The sequence below is a fragment of the Paenibacillus mesophilus genome, from assembly GCF_005938385.1.
Lineage (GTDB): Bacteria > Bacillota > Bacilli > Paenibacillales > NBRC-103111 > Paenibacillus_AB > Paenibacillus_AB mesophilus.
The window spans coordinates 85,937-111,433 of record NZ_VCRA01000003.1 but is presented as its reverse complement, the minus strand read 5'-3'; the positions used below and the strand labels follow the sequence as shown (position 1 = coordinate 111,433).

The following is a 25,497-nucleotide window of genomic DNA, read 5'->3' as shown; positions in this document are numbered from 1 at the left end:
TTGTTTTTGAACGTGTTTTCAACGAATCTAAGGAGGTATGCGATTGAAAAAGTGCGGGTATCTTGCTATTTCCTTGATGGTCGTGTCCGTGCTTGCCGGCTGCAATAGGGCCGGAGGCACTCCGGAAACAAGTGGCGAGGGCGGCGGAGCGGCATCGACGATCCCTGCGAAGCCGGTAACGATTACAGCGGCTATCGAAGGCATATCCGTAGACGATCAGCTGCGTTCGCTCATCACGGACCATTTGCAGCGAAAGCATCCGAACATCACGTTCCAGCTATTCAATCCGGTGGCCGGTACGACTTTGAACGATTTAATCACATCCGGTCAAACACCCGACATCATTTTCACTTTCAACGGCAACCTGCTCTCGTATAGGAACAGGGATTTGCTCTACGATATGACCTCCTTGATGAAAACGCATGGCGTCGATTTGAGCCGGTTCGAGCCGAACATTATCCGCGATGTCATAATCGCCTCGACTCGGGATGAATTGTATGCGCTTCCTTTCAGCTTGAATTTTCATGCGCTGTATTATAACAAAGACATTTTCGATAAATTCGGCGCCTCTTACCCGACGGACGGGATGAATTGGGACCAGACGGTCGAGCTGGCCAAAAAAGCGACGCGGCTGGACGGAGGTACGCAGTATCGGGGTCTGGACACGGGAAACGGAGTCATATGGATTGCCCAGCCGTTATCCGCCGCCGCGGTCAACCCCGTTACCGAGATAGCATCGATGAATACGGAAGTATGGAAAAAAGTGTTCACCTTGGTAAAATCGATCTACGCAATTCCAGGCAACGAACCGAAAGGCTCGACAGACGCGTTCCTTAAAACGAAAAATTTGGCGATGCTGCTCGGGCTGAACATGTTAAGCAGTATGGAGAAGCCGACGGCCGAAGGAATGAACTGGGACGTCGCGCAATATCCGAGCTATCCGGAGCGGCCGAACATTTACGGCAATGCCAGCGTTCTTGTGATGGCGGTTACCAAATCCAGCAAAAATAAAGACCAGGCGATGCAGGTCATCCAAACGGTCACGTCGGACGAATTGCAGCTGGAAAGCTCCAGACAGGGAAGACTTTCCTCGCTCCATAGCCCGGAAATTCAACAAGCGTTCGGCATGAGCATGACGTTTTTAAAGGACAAACATTTGCAAAGCATTTTCAAAAGCAAGCCGGTCCAATATCCGGTCTCCTCGCAATACCGGAGTAAAGCCGAAGCAATCGTTCATAGCAAGTTCAATCAATACTTGCAGGACCAGGTAGACGTCAATACGGCACTGCTGCAGGCGGATGAAGAAATCAACAAGATGATCGAGGCGGAGAAAGGGAAATGATTGCGAAGGAAAGGGCTTTTTCATTTATTTTCATTATATTTTACTCGAGTAAAAGGAGTGCTGCACAATGACGACACAAAGCAACCTTGATATCCCTTTATTATCCAAACAATTTCACGAGCAGGGATACTTGCTGCTGCCGGATGTTTTGCCGCGGGAGAAGGTCGACAGATTGAACGCGGCGATTGACGGAATCGTTGCCGAGGAACCGGAATCTTTGGCTTACAATATTTACAACAGCGTTGAACGTCATGACGAGATCGCTTCCCTTATCGATGAGCCGACGCTGCTCCCGCTTGTAGTCAATTTGCTAGGATACAACATTCAATTGCATATCTCTCATCTGACGATTCGTAAGCCGAACCCGAACGATGAGCAGACGACGACGAGCAGTTTTATCAACTGGCACCAGGACGGCCCTCATCCCCAGTTTCCTAGCATAAGCGGCATCACCTCGCTTTATTATTTGAAAACATGTTATATTTTAAGCGATATGTCCGAGCCCGATCGGGGGAATACGAAAGTGGTGCCAGGCTCGCACAATCGGCCTTTCCGGCCGGATCACCACAATGTGCGCGAGGCGCTGCAGGACGAAGTGCAGATATGCGGCAAACCCGGCGATGTGTTCGTTTTCGGGCAAAATCTGTGGCATGCCGGATCCGTCAACCGTTCCGGTCATACGAGGCGGCAGCTGTTTCTCGGCTACAGCCCGATCTGGATGCGGCCGATAGATTACCGTACGGCGTCGGATCGGCTTCTTCAGTCTTCCGGCCCGATACGCAAGCAGCTGCTTGGCGTGATCGATCCGAATCCGTTCAAATATTATGTTCCGGCCGAATCGATGCTGCCCTTAAAGCAATATGATAGAGGCAAATAGAAAACGAAAAGAAGGTCCCTATTTCTTGTCAAACCCCGGACGCTATACTATAATTAGCAAAGGTAATTCGGTGCATAAAAGCGCTAAAGCTTTTAACGATACAGAAAGTTTAGGTTCGCTAAAGTGACGCAGCTGCGAAGCGGTGCTTCGTTAAAGCGAACTGCGAGTTTCTGTACTAAGAAAAGCTACCTTTTACGCAGGGTCATACATCGTGGAAAAGGCTTCGATTAGAAGATTTTCTTATACAAGCGTTTGAAGCAGGGAACAGGATGAGAGGGGACAACCGTTTATGAGATATTTGACAGCAGGAGAAACTCACGGACCGCAGCTTACCGCAATCGTGGAAGGATTGCCTAGCAATTTGCCGCTTACGGGAGAGCCGATCAACGAGCAGCTGGCCCGCCGCCAGAAAGGCCACGGACGGGGCAAACGGATGCAGATCGAGAAGGATACGGCTCAGCTCGTAGGCGGCGTCCGTCATGGCAAAACAACGGGAGCGCCCGTCGCGCTCGTCGTGGCGAACAACGATTGGAAAGCTTGGACGACGGTCATGAGCATCGAGGATGTCGAGGAAGGCAGCGAGGGTAAACGCCGCGTGAACCGGCCGCGTCCGGGGCATGCCGATTTGAACGGCGGTTTGAAATATAATCAGAAAGATTTGCGGAACATTCTGGAGCGGTCGAGCGCCCGCGAAACGACGGTACGCGTTGCCGTCGGAGCGATTGCACGTCAGTTTCTGGCCCAGTTCGGCATCAAAATAGCCGGCCAAGTCATCCGGATCGGCGAGACGGTCGCTCAGCGTCAGGATTTGCCTATCGACGAGCTGATCCGCCTTACCGAAGAGTCTCCGGTCCGCGTCGTTGACAAAGCGGCAGAGGCGCTGATGATCGCCGCGATCGATCAGGCGAAGGCCGACGGCGATACGCTTGGCGGCATCGTGGAAGTTATCGTCGAGGGAGTGCCGGTCGGGCTCGGCAGCCATGTTCAATGGGACCGCAAGCTGGACGGAAGGATCGCCCAGGCGGTCGTTTCGATTCAGGCGTTCAAGGGCGTCGAGTTCGGTATCGGCTTCGAGGCGGCTGAACGTCGCGGCTCGAAAGTGCATGACGAAATTTTGTATACCGAAGAAAACGGGTTCCATCGCGGCTCCAACCGCGCGGGCGGCTTGGAGGGCGGCATGACGACAGGGGAGCCGATCATCGTCCGCGGCGTCATGAAGCCGATCTCTACTTTGTATAAGCCTTTGGCAAGTGTAGATATCGATACGAAGCAGCCGTTCTCGGCACAGGTGGAACGCTCCGATACGTGCGCGGTACCGGCGGCGGGCGTCATTATGGAGAGCGTAGTCGCTTGGGAAGTCGCCAAAGCTTTCATGGAGAAGTTCGGCGGCGATTCGATGGAAGAAATTCGCGCCAACTACGAGAACTACCTCGCTCAAGTGGGGCGTTACTAATATGAAAGAGCTTAAGGTAGATCTTGGAGAAAGATCGTACCCGATTTATGTCGGGGACGGTATTTTGAACGATATCGCGGCAACGCTCGGAAAGCATAAGATCGGGACGAAATCTCCGCTGCTGCTCGTAACCGACGAGCAGGTCGCCAAGTTTTACTTGGAGCAGGTCAAGTCGCTGCTCGAAGCCGGCGGTTACCGCGTTGCAACGGCGGTAGTGGCCTCGGGCGAGAAGTCCAAGTCGCTGTCCGTATTGGAAGACGTCATTACGGTCGCCCTTGAGGCCGGTCTTGACCGCAACTCGGCGGTTATCGCTTTGGGCGGCGGCGTAGTGGGCGATTTGGCGGGCTTCGTCGCGGCGAGCTACATGCGCGGCGTTCGTTTCGTACAAATTCCGACGACGATACTGGCTCACGACAGCAGTGTAGGCGGGAAAGTGGCCGTCAACCACAAGCTGGCGAAGAACGTCATCGGCGCCTTCCATCAGCCCGAGTTCGTGCTATACGATATCGCGACGCTGAAGTCGCTGCCGGACCGGGAAGTCCGCGCAGGGCTGTCCGAGCTCGTGAAGGAAGGATTTATCCTCGATCGCGAGTTTGTCGAGTACTGCGATGCCAACGCCGAGCGGCTGCTCGCACTCGATTCGGCGGCATTGGAGCATGCGCTTTACGTAGGCTGCGGCGTCAAGGCGAAGGTCGTATCCGAAGACGAGAAGGAAGGCGGCTTACGCGCCATTCTGAATCTGGGCCATACGATCGGCCACGCCCTCGAGGCGGTAGCCGGTTATGGCGAGCTGCTGCACGGGGAAGCGATTGCGATCGGCATGGTAGGCGCCGCGCGGCTGTCCGAGAAGCTCGGCAATCCCGGCACGATCGCCGTGGAGACGGAGCGGATACTGCGGAAGTTCGGTTTGCCGGTGCGCATACCGACCCACTTGGATACGGATGCGATCATGAGTGCGATGATGCATGACAAGAAGTTTCTGGAAGGTACGATGGTATTCATTATCCCGACGGAGATCGGCAAGGTCGAGATCAACAAGAACGTATCGGCCGCATGGGTGAAGGAAGTCGTGGAGCGTTTGAAAAGGGAGGATTAAGCCGACATGTATGTACGGGGAATACGCGGGGCCATTACGGTTGAGCGCAACGAGGAAACGGAAATTTTGAATGCTACGGCCGAACTGCTCGGCCAAATCGTGTCCGACAACAACATTTATCCCGAAGACATCGCGAGCGTGTTCGTCACGGTGACACAAGATTTGGACGCGGCGTTTCCGGCTAAAGTGATCCGCGAGATGCAAGGGTGGGAGCTGGTGCCGCTCATGTGTGCGCTGGAAATTTCGGTTCCTGGCGGTTTGCCGAAATGCATACGGCTTATGGTATCCGTCAACACCGAGAAATCGCAAAAAGAAATTCGCCACGTCTATTTGAACAATGCGATCAAGCTGCGTCCCGATTTGTCGGAGGCGACGAAGTTTTAAGCCATTATATTCCTATTCGTTAAGCCGGCCTCCTTGTTTTGCAGGGTAGTCGGTTTTTTTGCATGTAGAAAGCCATGAACGCGTAATAATGGGCGAACAAGATGCACATTTACGTTTGAACTCACACGGTGCTCCTTAACGAATACATTCGCTTCTCCACAGGCGAATAAAGCAGTTTGACGCGGGCGCACCTTTGTAGTATAGTGTTAACAAAGCAAGAGCATGTAGAGCAGAGTAGAGAGTTTTGAGCGAGTCGAGCAGAGTAGAGTGTAAGGCGAGAGAGGCGGAGCCGTAGAGCGGTTTCTCGCTTCAAAGTTTCAAGTACAGTAAGGCAAGTGGCGATTGCGGATGCGATATAGTCGTAATCGTTTCAACCGTGCAGCGGAATTAGGATCATAATCGGATAGGAACATGTTGAGGTGTTCTTTATGATTCCCGATTTTCGTTTCCGTTGTTGCCTTCGTATAGGAGCTTATGCCATGTTCTGCGATCAGACCGTTCCAACCTCTACCTCCGGTAGAGGTTTTTTTGCATATTGCGGCTCTAAGCCCTTAAGGAGATGAAGACGATGTATACGCCCGAGCTGAATGAAGTGATTCGTCTCGCCAAAACACACAACCTGATCCCGGTCGTTCGCCACTTGATGGCCGATACGGAGACGCCGATCCGCGTATTCCAGCATTTCTATGAAGATCAACGAGCGTTTCTTCTGGAAAGCGTGGAGGGCGGCGTGAAATGGGCCCGGTATTCGTTTATCGGGACGGATCCTTTTCTGATGGTCAAAGGGAAGCACGGCCGGATGGAGATCGAGCTGAACGGAGTCCGCCAAGTGGTGGAAGAGAAGCCGCTCGACATTTTGAAAGGACTGCTGCGCGGCTATTCCAGCCCGGCGCTGCCGGATTTCCCGCCGTTTACCGGAGGGGCCATCGGATTTTTCGGCTACGATCTGCTGCAGTATTATGAGTCGCTGCCGGCTCACCGTTACGATGATTTGAAGATGAACGATATCGAGTTCATGTTCTGCGATCAAGTCATCTCGTTCGATCATTTCAAGCAGCAGATCAAAGTCATCGGCAACGTGCACATCGAGAAGCATGCCACCGATGCGCAAATCGCCGAAGCTTACCGGTTGACGTGCGCGAAGATCGACGCCACGATCGAACGGCTGCAGCAGCCTGTGCCGCAAAGAACGAAGCAAAACGCGATTCCGGCGGACATCGATCTGGGGGAAGTGCACTCCAACTTGACGAAGGAGCAGTACATCGGCAACGTGGAGAAGGCGAAGGAGTACATCCGGGCCGGAGACATTTTCCAGGTCGTATTGTCCCAGCGTTTCCATATCGAGACGGAAATAGATCCGCTGTACGTGTACCGCGTATTGCGCACGATGAATCCTTCGCCTTATATGTATTATTTGAAAATGGACGACGAAGTGATCGTAGGCACCTCGCCGGAAGCTCTCGTCAAAGTGGACGGCGAACGGGTCGAGACCCGGCCGATCGCCGGTACGCGGCCGAGAGGGAAGACGCCGGAGCAGGATATTGCACTCGAGAAAGAACTGCTGGCCGACGAGAAGGAGCGGGCGGAGCACCTTATGCTCGTCGACCTCGGACGCAACGATATCGGGCGGGTGGCCGAATTCGGCACCGTGAAGTGCGACATGTTCATGGAGATCGAACGATATTCCCATGTCATGCATATCGTCTCGAACGTATCCGGCAAGCTGCGTGAGGACAAAGACTTTTTCGACGCCTTTATCTCGTGCCTGCCGGCGGGCACCGTATCCGGCGCTCCTAAGCTGCGGGCGATGGAAATCATCGCGGAGCTGGAGAACGAGGCGCGTGGAGCTTATGCCGGCGCGATCGGCTACCTCGGCTTCTCCGGCAGCTTGAACACGTGCATCACGATCCGCACGCTCATCTTCAAGCACGGCAAAGCGTACGTACAGGCCGGGGCGGGGATCGTATGGGATTCCGTACCGGAGATGGAATACAACGAAACGGTCAACAAGGCAATGGGGATGCTGAAAGCGGTGCGGATGGCCGAAGCGATATTCGGGGAGACGAAGAAGCTCGAGACGGTAACGAACCAGGACTACTACTAAGTCCCCCAAAAAGGTCCCCCAAAAGTGAAGCGAACCTTTGAAGCGTAATCCGAGTACTTTTGGGGGAGCCCCCGAAAAAGCAGCGAATCTTCGAAGCGCAATGATTGTACTAAGAGCAAATAAAGACCCATTGGGAGGGGACGAACGTGACTTACGGAATTTCGATTCAACAAGCGATCGCGAAAGTGGTCAGCGGAGCACATTTGACCCGGGACGAAGCGAAAGCCGCGATGAACGTTATTTTCGAGGGCGACGCGACGCCGGCACAGATCGGAAGCCTCATTACCGCGCTCCGGATGAAAGGGGAAACGGCCGACGAAATCGGCGGATTCGCCGAATGTATGCGCGGCAAGGCGAACGCGGTGCGCTCCGAGCGGTTCAACCTGCTCGATACGTGCGGTACCGGCGGTGACGGCGCGGATACGTTCAACATCTCCACGGCGTCGGCTATCGTCGCCGCAGGCGGCGGTATCCGGGTGGCCAAGCACGGCAATCGGGCGATGTCGAGCAAAAGCGGCAGCGCGGACGTGCTGGAAGCGCTGGGCGTCCAAATCGGGCTGAAGGCCGAAGAAGCGTCGGATTGTCTTGAGCGCATTGGAATATGCTTCATGTTCGCCCAATCCCACCATCCGTCGATGAAATACGCCGCCGTTCCGCGCCGGGAGATCGGCATCCGCACGGTGTTCAACTTGCTCGGACCGCTGACGAATCCGGCAGGGGCCGATCGGCAGCTGCTCGGCATTTTCGACCGTAACCGGACGGAGCTGATCGCGGAAGTGCTCGCTTCGCTCGGCATCAAGCGCGGATTGGTAGTGGCGAGCTATGACGGTCTCGACGAAATCAGCATATCCGCCGCGACGAAAGTGACGGAGCTGAAGGACGGCGAAATCGACACGTTCGATATTAGTCCCGACGAGCTCGGCCTGCGCGCCTACCCGATGAGCGATGTGGTGGGTGGAGATGCGAAGACGAATGCCGAAATTATCCGTTCCGTGTTAGGAGGGGCGACGGGGGCTTGCCGCGACATTATACTTGCCAACGCCGGAGCCTGCTTCTATGTGACCGGGCGTTGCTCGACTTTGCAGGAAGGTGTAAAATTAGCGGGTGCGGTCATCGACTCCGGGAAAGCGGCGGAGAAGCTGGAGCAGCTAGTCCAAGTAACGGGAGAACTGAGTCATGTTTCTTGATAAAATCGTAGCTACAAAACGTACGGAAGTCGAACGTCTGAAGCAAACGTTCTCGCTCTCGGAAGCGGAGCAAACAATTGCCTCTATGCCGGCATGTCTCGGCTTCGAACGTGCGATTGCGCGGGACCGCAATCGGAGCATGGGGTTGATAGCCGAGGTAAAGAAGGCTTCGCCGTCCAAAGGGCTGATACGTCCCGATTTCGATCCGGTCGGCATTGCGCGTTCCTATGAAGCGGCCGGAACGGACTGCATATCCGTGCTGACTGATGTGGACTATTTTCAAGGCTCCAACGATTATTTGAGTGCAGTCCGGCAAGCGGTACGCGTGCCGATTCTGCGTAAAGACTTTACGATCGACGCCCGGCAAATTTATGAAGCGAGAACGATCGGAGCGGACGCGATTTTGCTGATCGCCGCGATTTTGACAACAGAGGAAATGCGTGATTTTCTCGCCACCGCACGCGATCTCGGCTTGGATACGCTTGTGGAGGTGCATGATCGGGAAGAGCTCGAACGAGTGCTTACGCTCGATGCTACGCTCATCGGCATCAACAACCGCAATCTGCGCACGTTCGTGACCGATCTGAAGACGACCGAAGAGCTGATCCGCGATATACCGGCCGGTAAAACGGTTGTCAGCGAGAGCGGCATTTCATCCCCGGACGAAATCGGCTATCTGCGCTCGATCGGTGCGCAGGCCGTGCTCGTGGGAGAGCATTTCATGCGGAAGCCTGTCGTCGAGGATGCCGTTAACGAGCTGATGGGACAAGCGGAAGCGCGGGAGGCCAAGTAAGATGACGACGGTCAAAATATGCGGGCTTAAAGACACGGAGACGGTGCGATCCGTATTGCATTTGCCGATCGACCATATCGGCTTCCTCTTCGCCAAAAGCAAACGGCAAGTAACGCCCGCACAGGCCGGCGAAATGGTAAAGGTGATCCATCGTTCGCGCGAGCGGGGGAACCGGGTGCCGTTAACCGTCGGGGTGTTCGTCGATCCGTCCGAGCAGCAGCTGGCGGAAGTGATGCGCGAAGCGCCGATCGACGTTATCCAGCTGCACGGCTCGGAAGACGCCGCTTTTTGCAAATGGGTGCGCGATACTTACCGGGTACAGGTATACCGGGTCTGCTCAGTCGATAACCAGTCGGCGCAAACGATCGAGGAAGCCCTCGCCCCGTATGCGGGCTGCATCGACGGCTTGCTGCTCGATACGGCGGGCGGCGGTACGGGCCGGACGTTCGAATGGAACCGGATTCCGGACTACTTGGCGTGGACGAACCGATGCGGTATTCCGCTGCTCGTCGCGGGCGGATTACACCCGGATAATGTGGAGGAGCTGCTTGAAGCGTATGCGCCGGACGGCGTGGACGTATCGAGCGGCGTGGAAACGGACGGAGTCAAAGATATTTCAAAAATTACAGCATTCGTCGAAAGGGTGAAACGTCATGAGTCGCATGCAAGTGCCTGACGAGCAAGGCCGCTTCGGCGCCTTCGGGGGCCGTTACGTCCCGGAAACGTTAATGAACGCTTTGATCGAGCTGGACGAGGCGTATCGCAAATATTCGCAGGATCCCGAATTCATCCGGGAAGTGCGGACGCTGTTGAACGAATATGCGGGCAGACCGTCCCGGCTCTACTATGCCGAACGTCTGACCGAGCATTTGGGCGGAGCGAAAATCTATTTGAAACGCGAAGACTTGAACCACACCGGCGCTCACAAAATCAACAACACGATCGGGCAGGCGGTACTCGCGAAGCGGATGGGCAAGAAGAAAGTCATTGCCGAAACAGGAGCCGGCCAGCATGGGGTCGCTTCGGCGACGATCGCCGCGCTGCTCGGACTGGAATGCAAAGTGTTCATGGGTGAGGAGGACACGAAGCGCCAGCAGCTGAACGTATTCCGCATGAACCTGCTTGGAGCGGAAGTAGTTCCTGTCATGTCCGGTACGCGAACGCTGAAGGACGCGTGCAACGAAACGCTGCGCTACTGGGTCAGCAACGTTCATGACACGTTTTACATTCTCGGATCGGTTACGGGACCGCACCCTTATCCGATGATGGTGCGTGATTTTCAACGCATCATCGGCGATGAAGCGCGCGCGCAAATACTCGAGAAGGAAGGGCGGCTGCCCGATGCCGTCATCGCCTGCGTAGGCGGCGGAAGCAACGCGATGGGCATCTTCTATCCGTTCGTCGACGACGAATCGGTTCGTCTAATCGGAGTGGAGGCGGCCGGCCGCGGTGTGGATACGGAAGAGCACGCGGCTACGATGACGAAAGGAAGTCCGGGCGTGTTCCAAGGGTCTCTCAGCTATGTGCTGCAAGACGAGTTCGGCCAAGTGATGCCGGCGCATTCGATATCCGCAGGGCTAGATTACCCTGGAATCGGACCGGAACACTCTTACTTGAAAGACAGCGGACGTGCCGAATATGTGCCGATAACGGATAAGGAGGCGTTGGATGCGCTCCAGCTGCTTAGCCGGACCGAAGGCATCATTGCGGCGCTCGAAAGCTCGCATGCGATAGCGCATACGCTCAAGGTAGCGCCGACGATGAGCAAAGACGAGATCATCGTAGTGAGCTTGTCCGGCCGGGGCGACAAGGACGTCGAATCGATCATGGGATACTTGGGAGGTGGCGCAAGTGAATCGCATTGATGAGAAATTCGCCGAGCTGAAGCGCCAAGGGCGCACTGCGCTCATCCCGTATATTACGATGGGCGATCCGAATCCGGACGTATCGCTCTCGCTGCTGCGGGAGCTGGAACTGGCCGGAGCGGATATTGTCGAGCTCGGGGTTCCTTATTCCGACCCGCTCGCCGACGGCCCCGTCATCCAGCGGGCGTCCGAACGGGCTCTGAAGCATAAAATCACGATTATGGACTGCATCCGCATCGCCAAGCAGGCGCGCGAGCATAACGTCAATTTGCCGTTTATTTTGTTCACCTATTACAATCCGGTGCTTCAGCTCGGGTTGGAGCGGTTTTTCGAGCTGCTCGTCGAGCATGATATCAGCGGAGTGATCATACCGGATTTGCCGTTCGAGGAGAACGGTCCGGTCAAGGCCTTATCCGATCGTTACAACATTCATCTCATACCGCTAGTCGCTCCGACGTCGGATGACCGCATTGCGAAAATAACGGCGACCGCTTCAGGCTTTATATACTGCGTATCGTCGCTCGGCGTAACCGGCATGCGCTCGGACTTTTTCTCCGGGATCGACGAGTTCCTGGCTTCGGTCCGGCGTTCCACCGATCTGCCTATCGCCATCGGCTTCGGCATCTCGACGAGTGAGCAGTTCGCCCACTTCTCCAAGACGTGCGACGGGGTCGTCATCGGCAGCGCGATCGTCCGCAAGATCGAAGAAGCGACTCCGCTGCTTATGAACGATTCGTCGCGGTCGGACGGGCTGGTGCAGGTGCGCGAATTCGTTAGGCAGCTGCGGGGATAACAGAGTCAAGTGTTGTGATTGTAATCAAGCAGCTGCAAAAGCCGTTTCAAGGGTTCCCTTTTAAGGGAATCCTTTTTTTGTGCTACTAATCATCAAACACTGCCAAATCGAGTCGGCGAATCCGTGCGGGGTCGGAAATCAAGTCGATCTCGGCGATCTTACCGTGCTTGATTGTAAACAAGAGTACGTAGAGCAGTCTTCCGCGCGGTGCCGCGATGACTCCGACCGTTCCGTTCACGAGGGCCGATTGAGCCGCCTTTGCGCGTCCCGAAACTTGCTTGGCTATAGCTCTTGCGCCTCGAGTTACGCTTGAGGCTCCTGGCTGGCGATCGTCCCGGAGCACTACGTCCGGATCAAGCGCCGCTACCAGCTCATTGAAATCGCCGGCGTACGCCGCAGCAAGGAAAGCATCGACAAGCTCGCGTTGTCGTCCACGGTCGGCTTCAGGTGCCGATCCGGTCCCATGTACCCGGCGGCGTGCCCGGCTCGCAAGTTGTCTTGCGGCGGATTCGGATTTTTCCACTATGGGGGCAATCACGGCGAACGGCATGGCGAATATATCGTGCAGCACGAACGTGACGCGTTCCGCCGGGTTCAGATTGCCGAGCACGACCAGCAACGCGAGACCGACGGATTCCGCCATCAGCGCTTCTTGTTCAGGGTCGCTTCTATCCTCATGGCTCGCAAGCGTCTCGGGCAAGTGATCTTCCATCGATTCCTCTCGTCTTGATTTTCGTGACCGCAGCATATCGAGGCACACCCGCGAGACAACGGTGTTCAGCCATCCTCCCAGATTCTCGACACCGCTCGTATCCGACCGGCTGAGACGCAGCCAACACTCCTGTACCGCATCCTCCGCCTCGCTCAATGATCCAAGCATTCGATAAGCCACCGCCTGCAAGTGATTCCGGTGCGATTCGAATTGCTCCGCCAACTTTACCTGTTCGCTCATCCTTCACATTCCTTCTTCAATAAAATGATCCTCTATAATACTGACGAATGAAATCGAGCCGATGTGACATAGAAGACGAACATTTGTTTTGGTTTTCACTTATCCGGCACAACTGTCACATTCCCTTGTGTCCGATCCGTCAACGTATTGAAGGGGCGAATCAGCGGCTGCCCGATATCGAAAATAAGGGGGGGCTTTTCTATATAAGTTGAACTATTGATTGGCTGTCGTTCCATTCCAAAAGGGATTACCTTGCAGCTTCAGACAGGTTGTTTTGAGTTTCCTTTATTGGATTGGCCTTCGGATTGTAGAAACTCAAAGCCAAAACTCGCTTACAAGGTAATTCCCTTTCTCCATTGCACTTGGCTTTCTCGTTGCAGCTTTAGTTCAACTTATATAGCCAAACGAGAATGAGTAGTCCCGACGCGATCGTGCCCATTTTGTAAATCTAATCATATCCATAACAGTAAAGGTGGTATTTTCATAATGGCAACTTTATTATACATCACGGCAAATCCGAACAATCATGAAACCTCTTATAGCATGGCTGTCGGAAAACAATTCGTACAGGCCTACCGCTCAGCAAATCCGTATGATGAAGTGGTTCATCTCGATCTGTATAAAATGGAAGTTCCGCAGCTTGACGCCGATGTATTTAACGGCTGGGGAAAACTGGGGGCAGGCGCGGCTTTTGAAGATTTGACATGCGCAGAGAAAGCGAAGGTAAGCCGCCTCGGTGAACTGGTTGATCAGTTTGTTGCCGCAGATAAATATGTGTTCGTGAATCCGGTATGGAATTATTCGTATCCGCCCGTCATGAAAGCATACATCGATTCCATCTGCGTTGCGGGCAAAACGTTTCGATATATTCCGGATAAAGGACGGATCGGCTTGCTGAGCGCTAAAAAAGCGGTTCACATTCAAGCGAGCGGAAGCGTTTTGTCACCGGGCTCAGCCGACGCGGAGCTTGAGATGGGGCATCGCCATCTGGGGGCCATTATGGACTTCTTTGGGGTCCCCAGCTTTCAAGGCATCTTTGTTGAAGGTATGGCTGCAGCTTCCGATCAGGCGCCGATGATTAAAGAAATAGCGATCCGACAGGCGCGCGAGATTGCCATGAGCTTCTGACGGACGGTGCCCATGAACCGGTCGATGCCCACAAATCGGAATAGCTAAAGCTTGCGTTACCCGCTACGCAAGCGCGCAGACCGCCGCTATCGGCGGTCTTTCATTTTTTGCAAATGGTCCCAAACCGCTCTTATTTGCCAGATCGACATGTTGTCTGTATCCGAATGTTACCGGGACGAATTATAGACGCGCGAATTCAGCGTCCATATCGGAGTAAAGTTGCAAAGTGACCGTTGACGGCGTTTTCATGAGGAAGCTATAATAAGAAAAACAAACCAGGAATAAACCTGAGTCTTGTAAAATATTGTTTTTCAACATTGTTCCATCAAATTTCAAATCAGAATTAAATCAGAATTAAATCAGAATTAAATCAGAGGAGGACTTAACTGAGGAATCGTGCACGCAAGCGAGTAAACGCACCATATTCTAACCTTTTTACGAGAAGGAGCTGTTACCTATGAATCACGAGGAGAACTTGGGCAAGACGGATGCGGCGGAAAGCTTGAAGAAAGAAGCGATCAGCAGGAGAAATGTACTACGCACGTTGGGAATTGGCGGCGCGATGCTCGCCGGGAGCGCATTTGCTTCCAAGCTTGCTCTTGCGGACGACATGTCCTCGGCCAATGGAAACGGGTCCAGCCGGGTGCTGCAAGTCGGCAGCGTAGCCGAGCTGGCGAAGATCCCCCCGGGATTGCTGAAGGACGGGCAGCATGTTCATGTAAGCGGATACAACACGAGCGGCGACGGCGGCGCCAAGCTCGTTCGTTGGGATGCGGCGAGCACCAAGGCGGACAACGGGGGAACTGTGCACAGTTTGGGAGGAGCAGCCGGCCGGTTCGAAGTGGTTCATCGCGGAGTAGGCGATTTCCGCTGGTTTGGCATTTTCGGGCCGGCGCAAAATGCGGACGCGGCGCTGGACGCGCTCGTGAACGATCCGTCGATCCACCGGGTCGAAGCGCATACGGATTTGAACTTTATCGTCCGCCACGTCTACCATCGCAGCAACATCGAGGTGGACTTCCACAACCATACGGTGACGACGGAAGGGATGGAGCGCAATACGCTCGACAACCCGTTCGGAGCGGTGCTGTTTTTCCAAGGGACGGCGACCGGGGTAACGCAGACGGTGACGCTGGCGGCGAATGTCGAGGAATACTCGGACATTTTCGAAGTCGGGGATTCGTCCGCATTCGAGGTAGGCAGCTGGTGGCACGCGCAAATCAAGAACAACGCGGGCGGCGGCGCGCAACGCGAGCTCGACTACATGATCAAAGTAACGGAAGTGTTCGACGCGACCCGCGTCCGGTTCAACTACAAGTCGGGATGGCAGCTGGCGGCTGGCCGGCAAATTACGTACAAGAAGATCATGCCGGCGGTGCGGTGCCACGTCAGAAACATGAACTTCATCGGCATCCCGGTGCCGGTCAACGGAACGAGCCAGCGTCCGACGCCGGACTGGGACATGATCGGGTCGAATCCGGTGGCGTACGAATACGCGGTGGAATGCGACGCGACGGGAATCAATGCGACGAAGGTGTTCTGGCCGGTCGTCATGCGGCGTTACAACACGCACTATTTGACCGAGCGCTGCCAGCTGATGAACCCGGAGGAACGCGACTGGGGCGGAACGGGCTACTTGACGCAGCAGATCAACGTGCTGTACGGACACGTGAAGGACTGCAATACGAGCAACGCGCGTCACTTGAACGACTTTACGTGCGCGGCGTACTGCATGGTCGAGAACTGCCATGGGGATGGCGACGAATACGGGCCGTTCGTGACGCACGGCCAATACGAGCACGATCTGACGTTCGTGGGCAACTCGGGTCTGCTGTCGTTCGCGAACAGCGGCACGTTCTGGGGTGACAGCGCGAAGCGGGTAACGGTCAAGAAGCATATCGCCTCGCGGATCGTGGCGATGAAGCGGCTGACGGACTTGACGCTGGAAGACTGCCACGCGGTCGTGACGTATACGAAGCCGGGCGTGAAGATGGCGAACTCGGGGTCGATTTGGGTCAATATGGACGGCTTGCTGATGCGAGGCTGTACGGCGCAGGAAATGATCACGATCAGCAAAGGCTCGTCGCGCGGCAAGCGCAAAAACATCATCGACAGCTGCTCGTTCGGGATGCTGAGCGGGTACGAGATCGCGCGTCCGATCCGTTCGGGCACGACGGCGGTCGGCTATACGCCGAGCAACGGGGAATTGACGATTGTGAACAGTGAATTTTACAACGTGGAGGACGTTAACCTGGGCAGCATCAACAAGCTGACGCTGATCAACACATGGTTCAAAGGCGCCTCGCCGACGACGGGCAAGATCCGAGTCGGGACGCGGGAAATTATTATGCAGGGCGGCGGTTTGATCAACTGCGGCTTCCTGTTCACGGGAGCGTGGGACCGGGTAGGCGACGTGAACAACCCGGCGAATACGCCGGACCAGTCGATTACGGTCGACGGCGGAGCGGTGTTCAGCGGGACGAACGGCGAGAAGGCGTTTCTGAAGAGCGTCGCTCCGACGAACGTCATCACCTGGAGCTTCGGCGACGTGACGAGCACGGCGGCGGATGCGGACACGGCGCATTTCCATATCGAGGGCGGCGCCCATAAGCTGAAAGCGATGCGGTCCCGTTTCAAAGGCGGCAAATATACCGTTTCGAACGGTGGCTTCGGCGGCAGCAACTACTTATTCATGACAGCCGTCATCGAAGAAGGGGTCAACCGGTCGTCGCTGCCTGCGGAAGCCGCCGCGATCAAACACAGCTTGGGCAACATGACGATTTAATGCCTCTCGAGGAAAGGAGCCGTTGACGAATGTTCGATAAGAATAAAGAAAAGCGGAATGAAGCGCTCAGCAGAAGAAAATTGCTGAAGACGCTCGGCATCGGCGGAGCCGTGCTTGCGGGTAGTGCCGTGGCGGGTTCCGGAATCGGGTATGCGGACAACTCGCAGGCTGCGGACGCGGACGGCGGCCGTTCCGTAATGCAGGTCGCGAATGTGAAAGAACTGCTGGCGCTTTCTCCCGATTCGCTGATACACGGGCAGCTTGTATATGTCGGCGGATATAACAAGAACGGCGACGGCGGCGGCAAGCTGGTCCGTTGGAACGCCGACAGCATGAAGGCCGACAATGGAGGCACGGTGCATAATCCTGCTGCGGGCAAGGAAGCGAGATGGGTCAAAAGCGCGAACAGCCAGGAGACGCGTTATATCGACGGCGGGTATAAAGGCCGGTTCGAAGCGGTGCATAACGGAGTAGGCGATTTCCGCTGGTTCGGCATCTTCGGGCCGGCGCAAAATGCGGACGCGGCGCTGGACGCGCTCGTGAACGATCCGTCGATCCACCGGGTCGAAGCGCATACGGATTTGAACTTTATCGTCCGCCACGTCTACCATCGCAGCAACATCGAGGTGGACTTCCACAACCATACGGTGACGACGGAAGGGATGGAGCGCAATACGCTGGACAACCCGTTCGGAGCGGTGCTGTTTTTCCAAGGGACGGCGACCGGGGTAACGCAGACGGTGACGCTGGCGGCGAATGTCGAGGAATACTCGGACATTTTCGAAGTCGGGGATTCGTCCGCATTCGAGGTAGGCAGCTGGTGGCACGCGCAAATCAAGAACAACGCGGGCGGCGGCGCGCAGCGAGAGCTCGACTACATGATCAAAGTAACGGAAGTGTTCGACGCGACCCGAGTCCGTTTCAACTACAAGTCTGGATGGCAGCTGGCGGCTGGCCGGCAAATTACGTACAAGAAAATCATGCCGGCGGTGCGGTGCCACGTCAGAAACATGAACTTCATCGGCATCCCGGTGCCGGTCAACGGAACGAGCCAGCGTCCGACGCCGGACTGGGACATGATCGGGTCGAATCCGGTGGCGTACGAATACGCGGTGGAATGCGACGCGACGGGAATCAACGCGACGAAGGTGTTCTGGCCGGTCGTCATGCGGCGTTATAACACGCACTATTTGACCGAGCGCTGCCAGCTGATGAACCCGGAGGAACGCGACTGGGGTGGAACGGGCTACTTGACGCAGCAGATCAACGTGCTGTACGGACACGTGAAGGACTGCAACACGAGCAACGCGCGCCACTTGAACGACTTTACGTGCGCGGCGTACTGCATGGTCGAGAACTGCCATGGGGACGGCGACGAATACGGGCCGTTCGTGACGCACGGCCAATACGAGCACGATCTGACGTTCGTGGGCAACTCGGGTCTGCTGTCGTTCGCGAACAGCGGCACGTTCTGGGGTGACAGCGCGAAGCGGGTGACGGTCAAGAAGCATATCGCCTCGCGGATCGTGGCGATGAAGCGGCTGACGGACTTGACGCTGGAAGACTGCCACGCGGTCGTGACGTATACGAAGCCGGGCGTGAAGATGGCGAACTCGGGATCGATCTGGGTCAATATGGACGGCTTGCAGATGCGAGGTTGTACGGCGCAGGAAATGATCACGATGAGCAAAGGCTCGTCGCGCGGAAAGCGCAAAAACATCTTCGACAGCTGCTCGTTCGGGATGCTGAGCGGGTACGAGATCGCGCGTCCGATCCGTTCGGGCACGACGGCGGTCGGCTATACGCCGAGCAACGGGGAATTGACGATTGTGAACTGCGAATTTTACAACGTGGAAGACGTCAACCTGGGCAGCATCAACAAGCTGACGCTGATCAACACATGGTTCAAAGGCGCCTCGCCGACGACGGGCAAGATCCGAGTCGGGACGCGGGAAATCATCATGCAGGGCGGCGGTTTGATCAACTGCGGCTTCCTGTTCACGGGAGCGTGGGACCGGGTAGGCGACGTGAACAACCCGGCGAATACGCCGGACCAGTCGATTACGGTCGACGGCGGAGCGGTGTTCAGCGGGACGAACGGCGAGAAGGCGTTTCTGAAGAGCGTCGCTCCGACGAACGTCATCACATGGAGCTTCGGCGACGTGACGAGCACGGCGGCGGATGCGGACACGGCGCATTTCCATATCGAGGGCGGCGCCCATAAGCTGAAAGCTTACGGATCGCGGTTCGTCGGAGGCAAGTACGCCGTGACGAACGGAGGCTTCGGCGGCAGCAACTATTTGTTCATGAGCGCCATTATCGAGGAAAGAGTCAACCGGATGTCGCTGCCTGCGGAGACGGGTTCGATTCAGCACAGTACGGATAACTTGACGATAGCTTAGAGGAGGGAGAACATGCGCGTGTTTCGGAAAATGAAGCGTCATGCGATCGCTCTGGTCATCGCATCGATGATGACGTCCGGCTTGCCGTCCGCCTATGCGATCGATAAGCCACTTGCGGTCATTAACGCGGGAGGCATCGAGTTCGAGAAGCAGCCGGGCTCGCTTCAACAGGGCGGCGATGTCGACAAATCGACTTCGGTCAAAATTGGCGGGACGGACAGAACGATTGACGGTCAAGCAAAACCTTCCACGCCGTCCACCGGCGGCGGCTTTGTTGATACCGGATCTGGCGGCGGAGGAGGCGGCGGTACAGAAGAGCCCGAGCCGGAAGTCGTATTGCCGCATGTATCGCTTCCGCTCGGCGGGACCGTAACCGAGAACGTATACGTCGTGGGCCAGCGGATCGCTACAGTCGGCAATGTCGTCTACGGTGTCTCCGATCAAGCGGGCGCGCTGTACTTGGTGCCGGGGGCGACGTCCCGATACATATCGATGCTGGATATTGCCGTGTCGGAGAACAGGGGCATCCGCAAACAAGTGAAGGCGAATGAAAAGGCGGCCTTCCCGACCGCCGGATTGCCGGCCGGCGACTATGTGCTGATCGGCTTGAGCGAAAACTATGCGATGAGCGAATATAGAGCGGATCAGGAGCTTAGGTTGGATGCTTCTCCGCTCACTGCATTGAGCCAAAACTCGCTCTACGTATACAGCAACAGCCGGTATGTCGATATCGGCTTCAACAAACCGATTCAGAACGGATATGCCGGCATGGCCGCGCTGAAGGGGACCGTTTCCTATACAACCTACGCCGGAACCGTCACAAGCACCACCTATGCGACGAACGATACGCTCGAAATCCGCGATAACGTGCTGCGCATCACGTTCGCCAATCTCGAGCTTTCGAAAGGTACATTGAAAATAGCGGCAAACTCTTTGAAAGACAAACAGAACGTACTTCTGGCAAACGGTACGACTGTCGATTTCGACTTCGGCCCATCGTTGAAAATTGCAAACGAAAGCACGGTTAAAGCCGGACAAAGCATCGCTGTCGTAACGGATAGGGCTGCCGAGGTATATGTGGTCAAGAGGGGAATAAGCGTCACGAAAACCGATCTGGAGCGGGCCGTCACCGACGGAACAGCGATTAAAGCTCAAACCGCCGCGAATGCGGAAACGATGCTCTCAACAAGAGGGCTTGCGCCGGGATCGTACTTGATCGTGGCTTGGGGCGGCAGTTCCGCGACGATTACAATTCAATGAACAGGAACAAGCACGATGTCCCGAGGGTATACGCTCTCGGGATTTTTTCTCGCAGAGGCGTGATAACGGGGCCACATCGGCATAACCGTTGACAATGAATATAGGCAGGCATATAATCAAAAACAAACCAGAAACAAACCACAGAAACCGATCCAGGTTAAAGGAGCATTCGAACTTGTCGATATTGCCAAACACATATTCAAACGTCTTGCACGTACCCGATGTCGGAGCGTTGCTGCATCTGCCGCCCGAAAAGCTGGAGGACGGGGCAGTCGTGCGGGTCAATGGATATAGGAAGGAAAGCGACGGCGGAGGGAAATGGGTCCGGTACGATGCGGCAAGTACAAAGCCGGATAACGGCGGAACCGTACACGATCCGCACCTGGAACCGAACAACAGCGGACGATGGGAGACGATTCATGCCGGTACGGCCGATTTTCGCTGGTTCGGCTTATTCGATGCCGGAGCGAATGCGGACGATGCGCTCGATGCCATGGTTCACGATGCATCCGTCCGCCGCATCGAAGCGCACTCGGATCTGAATTTCGTCCGCCGCCACGTATTCGATCGAAGTCACATCGAGCTGGATTTCGGCGGATTCACCGTAACGACCGAAGGGATCGAGCTGAATGCGAAGGACAATCCGTTCGGCGCCGTTATTTGTTTTCGGGGAACCGCAGCCGGCGAGACCCAATCGGTGACGCTCGCGAAAGATTTGGCGGAGCTGACCGACGTACTGGAAGTAGCCGATTCCTCCGTTTTCGCCATAGGCGATTGGTGGATCGCCCGGGTAAACAATCACGAGGGCGGCGTTGCCCAAAGGGAATTGGATTATTTGTTGAAAGTGACGGAAATCGTCGGTGCGAGACACATCAGGTTCAATTATAAGCTCGGATGGCACCTGGCGGCCGGGCGAGTCGTTACTTACAAGAAAATGAATCCGGTAACTCGAAGTCATGTGCGCAATATGAGATTCGCGGGAGTGCCGGTTCCGCCGACCTATTCGACGACGGTCAAGCCTTTTGAATATTGGGACCAAATCGGATCGAACCCCGTCGCCTACGAGTTCGCCGTGGAGTGCGACGTATCGGATATTCGTGCGGCCTTCGTGTTCTGGCCTGTCATAATGAGGCGTTATTGCACGCATTTCGTGACGGAACGATGCGAATTGATCAATCCGGAGCAGCGCGAATGGGGCGGAACGGGCTACTTGACCCAGCAGATCAACGTTTTGTACGGCCATGTTCGGGATTGCAATACGAGCAACGCTCGGCATCTGAATGATTTTACATGTGCCGGCTACTGTATGGTGGAAAACTGCCACGGCGACGGCGACGATTTCGGTCCGTTCGTTACGCACGGACAGTTCGAGCACGATCTTGTCTACATCGGCAATTCGGGACTGCTGTCGTTCGCCAACAGCGGATCGACATGGGGGGACAGCGCCAAGCGGATAATGGTTCAGAGACACGTCGCTTCGCGGATCGTGGCGCACAAGAAGCTGACCGATCTGACGCTCGAGGACTGCCATGCTTACGTAAAGGACGGCCTTCCGGATTCCGGCTCCATCTGGACCAATGCGGACGGGTTGAATATGCGCGGCTGTACGGCCGAGGCGATGATTACGTTATCGCGAAGCTCCTCTCGATCCCGAAGGAGCAATGTAATAGACAGCTGCGGTTTCGGCATGGTGAAGGGGGGCGAGCTCGCCCGCCCGGTTCGCCCGGGGACGGAGCTCGTAGGCTTTCGGCCATTCGATGGGGATTTGCTAGTGTCGAACAGCCGGTTCCATAACGTCGAGGAAGTTCGGATTGGCAGCATCAACCGACTAGTTTTGAGCCATACGTGGTTCAAAGGCGCATCGGAGTCGACCGGTATCGTTCGGATAAACAGCAAGCATATCGCGATTCAGGGCGGCGGTCTGCTCAATTGCGGCTTCGAGCTCGGCGGCGCGTGGGACGGCAAGGACGAGGACGGGGTGATTGCCGGAAGCAAGTCGGAGCAGTCCGTAACCGTAGATGGAGGCGCCATCTTCGAAGGAACGAACGGACTGGGCGCTTTTTGGAAAAGCGCTGACCCGGGCAATGTAGTTGCCTGGAATTTTGGTAACGTCACGAGTACGGCGGCTAACGCGAAGACGGCCCACTTCGACATTCAAGGCGGCACGCATAAGTACAGAGCGAACGGCGCACATTTCATCGGAGGGACATTCGCCGCTTCGGATTCCGCCTTCGGCATCGGCTCGTATATGTTTCATACGTCGTGCATCGAGCAAAACGTAATCCGCGACAGGATGCCGACGGAGTCGGAAACGGTGCGCCATCGGTCGGGCAACATTATCATTTCTTGATAAAAGCCTTACTTTCCAACGGTTGACAGGTCACGATGAACAGTTGCTATAATGATTGTATTCGTATTGAAGACAAATGAGGGTAGCACATGGAAGAACATCAGGCAAGCCGGAAAAGCCCGCGCGAGCGGTTGAGCGACATGGTCAGCCGTCTGCGCCAAGAGATCGTTACCGGTAAACGGCCATCCGGAGAATTTCTGCCGTCCGAGAAAGCGTTGGCCGATCAGTTCGAGTTGAGCAACCAGTCCGTTCGCAAAGGACTCGACATTTTGGTCGGAGAAGGACTAATCAACAAAATACCGCGAGTCGGCAATAAAGTTGTCGGCCCCCGGGTCGATGCCGTCTCGACCGTCAAGTTCGGATTCCACTCGTCCGTCGCCAGCGAGGCGAGCATCCTGCAGCTGATCGCCATGTTTCAGGGGGCGAACCCTCATATCAAAGTACAGGCCGTCCCGCTGACAAGCTCGAGCTTTCATTATATAGGCAACTATTTTGCCGGCGGCATACTAGATGCCGTGATGATGAACTACACCGACTTCCACGATTGCCTGGAAAGCGGCGGAAGAGAGCTGCTTGAAACGCTGCCGCGCAATCCGGATATTTATCCGTTTCTGTCCGATGCATTTACTTCGGACGGGCAGCTGCTTGTCCAGCCTTTTATTTTCTCGCCTTTGCTGCTCGCTTACAACCGGGCTCATTTTGCCGAGAAAGGGTTGTCGGAGCCGGACAGCAGCTGGACGTGGCATGATTTGATCCGAGCGGCGGAGCTGCTTGCCGTACCTAACGAAAGGTTAGGGTTTCATTTCGATTTTTATTCCGCGAACCGCTGGCCGCTGCTAGCCCTTCAATCCGATGCGAAGTTCGAGCGCGGTGACGATGGCGCTATCCGGCTGGCCGGTACCCGAATGATGGAAGCGCTGCGCACTTGCCGGGAAATCAAACGCGAGCTTTCCCATCTGTCCGACGGGGTGGCGACCGGAGAGTCCGAGCGGATGCTGGCGAAGGGCAAAGCGTCGATGATCGTGACGAGCTTCTTCTATTTGAATTACTTGCATAACAATCCCGTGCCTTTCGATGTCGCTCCCGTCCCTCATTTCGGTACGCCCAGGTCTCTGCTGCTGTCGATCGGGCTTGCAGTCAACAGACGGTCGAAGAGAAAGGAGCCGGCGCTCAAGCTGCTCGAATTTTTGACGTCGGCCGAGGCGCAGCTTTTCATCCGCAAGCATACGTATAGCCTGCCGGCTTTGCGTTCCGCCGCCGAGTGGGTCGGGGAAGAAAAGATGTACAGGCCGTCGCGTTTTTCCTTGTTCCGGGAGACGATACCCGGTTTCCGTTTCTTTACCGATCTCGGGATCAATGCGGGGGAACTGAGCCGGCTCAACCGCGATTTGAAGCTGTATTGGGCCGGGCTGGATACGGAGAGCACGCTCTGTGCGCAAATCGAATCGTGGAGCAGAGAAAGAAGGGCATGACCTTCGACGCATATTCAAACGTTACGACCCGCTTGCGATAAGTGGTCGTTTCTTTTTTTCTGGAAAGCCGCAAGCAAATGCGATACAATACTATTTATTACGCAAATTGCAAGCCCCATCCTTTCATAGAGGTGAAATCCGTGCAGCCGAAACAAAATATTATCCATCTGCCGGTATACCAGCCGGGTAAACCGATCGAAGAAGTAAAGCGCGAGCTTGGGCTCAGCGAAGTAATCAAATTGGCTTCCAACGAAAATCCGTTCGGATGCTCTCCGAAAGCGAGAGAAGCGATAGCCGCGGAAGCCGCTACGATCAGCATGTATCCGGACGGCGGAGCTGTCGAATTGACGGCGGCGCTCGCCGAGCATCTGGGCGTTCGTCCGAATCAAATCATATTCGGCGCAGGGTCCGACGATGTCATACTGATGATCGCCCGCGCTTATTTGGTACAAGGCGACGAAACGGTCATGGCAACCCATACGTTTCCCCAATACAAACATAACTGCGAGATCGAAGGAGCCGTATCCATCGAAGTTCCGCTCAAGGACGGCAAGCACGATTTGCCGGCGATGCTCGCAAAAATCAACGAACGGACGAAGATCGTCTGGGTATGCAACCCGAACAACCCGACCGGAACGGTCGTCACCCGTTCGGAGTTAAACGATTTCCTCAAGCAAGTGCCGCCGCATGTATTGGTCGTGCTGGACGAAGCCTACATCGAATACACCGATTCCGCGGATCTTCCGGACGGCATCGAAGTGATCGCCGAGTACAAAAACGTTATAACGCTGCGGACCTTCTCCAAAATATACGGTTTGGCGTCGCTGCGGATCGGCTATGGCGTCGGTCACCCGGAAGTGATCCATTCGATCAATCAGGTGCGCGAGCCGTTCAATACGAACCGGTTCGCCCAAGCGGCGGCTAAGGCGGCCGTCAAGGACCAGCAGTTCATCGCCTACTGCCGCGAGCAAAATGCGAAAGGGATCGAGTATTTGACGGGTGAGTTCAATCGTCTCGGCTTGTCGTACTATCCCGCTTACGGCAACTTCATTATGGTCGACGTGAAGCGTCCGGCGAAGGAAGTATTCGAATCGTTAATGCGCAAAGGACTGATCGTGCGCGGCGGACATGCGCTCGATTTCCCGACCAAAATCCGCGTGACGGTCGGCAGCTCGGAACAAAACGCCAAGTTTATCGCGGCGCTTACGCAAGTGCTGGACGAGATCGCGGTCCAAGCTTAATTCTAAGAATAAA

General features: G+C 55.6%; 19 protein-coding genes. 18 read left to right on the top strand and 1 reads right to left on the bottom strand.

Going from position 1 to position 25,497, the window contains the following annotated elements; all coding sequences use genetic code 11:
- Positions 1-43 precede the first annotated feature (43 nt).
- The 11 genes from FE783_RS05705 to trpA all read left to right on the top strand — a co-directional run bounded on the left by FE783_RS05705 (position 44) and on the right by trpA (position 11,894).
- Positions 44-1,342 carry an ABC transporter substrate-binding protein gene (locus FE783_RS05705; protein ID WP_158301640.1) on the top strand — a complete coding sequence of 433 codons (1,299 nt, stop codon included), beginning with the start codon at positions 44-46 and terminating at the stop codon, positions 1,340-1,342.
- Between the two features lie 67 nt (positions 1,343-1,409).
- Positions 1,410-2,219, top strand: coding sequence for a phytanoyl-CoA dioxygenase family protein (locus FE783_RS05700; RefSeq protein ID WP_138878385.1), 810 nt, complete (start codon positions 1,410-1,412; stop codon positions 2,217-2,219).
- A gap of 289 nt (positions 2,220-2,508) precedes the next feature.
- Positions 2,509-3,672, top strand: coding sequence for a chorismate synthase (gene aroC, locus FE783_RS05695; RefSeq protein ID WP_138878384.1), 1,164 nt, complete (start codon positions 2,509-2,511; stop codon positions 3,670-3,672).
- A gap of 1 nt (position 3,673) precedes the next feature.
- On the top strand, positions 3,674-4,768 hold the full coding sequence (aroB, locus tag FE783_RS05690; RefSeq protein WP_138878383.1) for a 3-dehydroquinate synthase: 1,095 nt from the start codon (positions 3,674-3,676) through the stop codon (positions 4,766-4,768).
- A 6-nt stretch (positions 4,769-4,774) separates the two neighbouring features.
- Positions 4,775-5,152, top strand: coding sequence for a chorismate mutase (aroH, locus tag FE783_RS05685; RefSeq protein ID WP_138878382.1), 378 nt, complete (start codon positions 4,775-4,777; stop codon positions 5,150-5,152).
- A 568-nt stretch (positions 5,153-5,720) separates the two neighbouring features.
- On the top strand, positions 5,721-7,256 hold the full coding sequence (trpE, locus tag FE783_RS05680) for an anthranilate synthase component I (RefSeq protein WP_138878381.1): 1,536 nt from the start codon (positions 5,721-5,723) through the stop codon (positions 7,254-7,256).
- Between the two features lie 146 nt (positions 7,257-7,402).
- The gene (trpD, locus tag FE783_RS05675) at positions 7,403-8,443 is read left to right on the top strand and encodes an anthranilate phosphoribosyltransferase (RefSeq protein WP_238402888.1); all 1,041 of its coding nucleotides are present in this window, start codon (positions 7,403-7,405) and stop codon (positions 8,441-8,443) included.
- Complete coding sequence (trpC, locus tag FE783_RS05670; protein ID WP_138878380.1) at positions 8,433-9,236, top strand: indole-3-glycerol phosphate synthase TrpC; 804 nt, start codon at positions 8,433-8,435, stop codon at positions 9,234-9,236. The genes trpD and trpC overlap by 11 nt, the downstream gene beginning before the upstream one ends.
- Position 9,237: 1 nt before the next feature.
- Positions 9,238-9,912, top strand: a complete 675-nt coding sequence (locus FE783_RS05665) for a phosphoribosylanthranilate isomerase (protein ID WP_138878379.1) — start codon at positions 9,238-9,240, stop codon at positions 9,910-9,912.
- Positions 9,890-11,101 carry a tryptophan synthase subunit beta gene (gene trpB / locus FE783_RS05660; protein WP_138878378.1) on the top strand — a complete coding sequence of 404 codons (1,212 nt, stop codon included), beginning with the start codon at positions 9,890-9,892 and terminating at the stop codon, positions 11,099-11,101. The genes FE783_RS05665 and trpB overlap by 23 nt, the downstream gene beginning before the upstream one ends.
- Positions 11,088-11,894 carry a tryptophan synthase subunit alpha gene (trpA, locus tag FE783_RS05655; RefSeq protein WP_138878377.1) on the top strand — a complete coding sequence of 269 codons (807 nt, stop codon included), beginning with the start codon at positions 11,088-11,090 and terminating at the stop codon, positions 11,892-11,894. Before trpB ends, trpA begins: the two co-directional genes overlap by 14 nt.
- Before the next feature lie 85 nt (positions 11,895-11,979).
- On the opposite strand, the gene FE783_RS05650 is transcribed toward trpA, so the two are convergent.
- Complete coding sequence (locus FE783_RS05650) at positions 11,980-12,846, bottom strand: sigma-70 family RNA polymerase sigma factor (protein ID WP_138878376.1); 867 nt, start codon at positions 12,844-12,846, stop codon at positions 11,980-11,982.
- A gap of 486 nt (positions 12,847-13,332) precedes the next feature.
- Here FE783_RS05650 and FE783_RS05645 point away from each other — a divergent pair, with 486 nt between their 5' ends.
- The 7 genes from FE783_RS05645 (at position 13,333) to hisC (ending at position 25,484) form a co-directional block, all read left to right on the top strand.
- The gene (locus FE783_RS05645) at positions 13,333-13,974 is read left to right on the top strand and encodes an NAD(P)H-dependent oxidoreductase (protein WP_138878375.1); all 642 of its coding nucleotides are present in this window, start codon (positions 13,333-13,335) and stop codon (positions 13,972-13,974) included.
- A gap of 457 nt (positions 13,975-14,431) precedes the next feature.
- Positions 14,432-16,759: a peptidase C14 gene (locus FE783_RS05640; RefSeq protein WP_138878374.1), complete on the top strand. Its 2,328-nt coding sequence runs from the start codon at positions 14,432-14,434 to the stop codon at positions 16,757-16,759.
- Positions 16,760-16,788: 29 nt separating this feature from the next.
- A complete protein-coding gene (locus FE783_RS05635) occupies positions 16,789-19,161 on the top strand; it encodes a peptidase C14 (protein ID WP_138878373.1) in 2,373 nt (790 codons plus the stop codon).
- Between the two features lie 12 nt (positions 19,162-19,173).
- On the top strand, positions 19,174-20,421 hold the full coding sequence (locus tag FE783_RS05630) for a hypothetical protein (protein WP_138878372.1): 1,248 nt from the start codon (positions 19,174-19,176) through the stop codon (positions 20,419-20,421).
- A 175-nt stretch (positions 20,422-20,596) separates the two neighbouring features.
- Complete coding sequence (locus FE783_RS05625; protein ID WP_202916135.1) at positions 20,597-22,771, top strand: hypothetical protein; 2,175 nt, start codon at positions 20,597-20,599, stop codon at positions 22,769-22,771.
- Between the two features lie 89 nt (positions 22,772-22,860).
- Positions 22,861-24,243, top strand: coding sequence for an extracellular solute-binding protein (locus tag FE783_RS05620; protein ID WP_138878371.1), 1,383 nt, complete (start codon positions 22,861-22,863; stop codon positions 24,241-24,243).
- A 140-nt stretch (positions 24,244-24,383) separates the two neighbouring features.
- Positions 24,384-25,484 (top strand): histidinol-phosphate transaminase, encoded by a 1,101-nt coding sequence (gene hisC, locus FE783_RS05615; protein WP_138878370.1) that lies wholly within the window; start codon positions 24,384-24,386, stop codon positions 25,482-25,484.
- Positions 25,485-25,497: the final 13 nt, after the last annotated feature.

Excerpts from the sequence above, each read along its gene's own strand:
- FE783_RS05700 (WP_138878385.1), top strand. The coding sequence starts at position 1,410 with ATGACGACACAAAGCAACCTTGATATCCCTTTATTATCCAAACAATTT.
- aroC (WP_138878384.1), top strand. The coding sequence starts at position 2,509 with ATGAGATATTTGACAGCAGGAGAAACTCACGGACCGCAGCTTACCGCA.
- aroB (WP_138878383.1), top strand. The coding sequence starts at position 3,674 with ATGAAAGAGCTTAAGGTAGATCTTGGAGAAAGATCGTACCCGATTTAT.
- aroH (WP_138878382.1), top strand. The coding sequence starts at position 4,775 with ATGTATGTACGGGGAATACGCGGGGCCATTACGGTTGAGCGCAACGAG.
- trpE (WP_138878381.1), top strand. The coding sequence starts at position 5,721 with ATGTATACGCCCGAGCTGAATGAAGTGATTCGTCTCGCCAAAACACAC.
- trpC (WP_138878380.1), top strand. The coding sequence starts at position 8,433 with ATGTTTCTTGATAAAATCGTAGCTACAAAACGTACGGAAGTCGAACGT.
- FE783_RS05665 (WP_138878379.1), top strand. The coding sequence starts at position 9,238 with ATGACGACGGTCAAAATATGCGGGCTTAAAGACACGGAGACGGTGCGA.
- trpB (WP_138878378.1), top strand. The coding sequence starts at position 9,890 with ATGAGTCGCATGCAAGTGCCTGACGAGCAAGGCCGCTTCGGCGCCTTC.
- FE783_RS05650 (WP_138878376.1), bottom strand. The coding sequence starts at position 12,846 with ATGAGCGAACAGGTAAAGTTGGCGGAGCAATTCGAATCGCACCGGAAT.
- FE783_RS05645 (WP_138878375.1), top strand. The coding sequence starts at position 13,333 with ATGGCAACTTTATTATACATCACGGCAAATCCGAACAATCATGAAACC.
- FE783_RS05640 (WP_138878374.1), top strand. The coding sequence starts at position 14,432 with ATGAATCACGAGGAGAACTTGGGCAAGACGGATGCGGCGGAAAGCTTG.
- FE783_RS05635 (WP_138878373.1), top strand. The coding sequence starts at position 16,789 with ATGTTCGATAAGAATAAAGAAAAGCGGAATGAAGCGCTCAGCAGAAGA.
- FE783_RS05630 (WP_138878372.1), top strand. The coding sequence starts at position 19,174 with ATGCGCGTGTTTCGGAAAATGAAGCGTCATGCGATCGCTCTGGTCATC.
- FE783_RS05620 (WP_138878371.1), top strand. The coding sequence starts at position 22,861 with ATGGAAGAACATCAGGCAAGCCGGAAAAGCCCGCGCGAGCGGTTGAGC.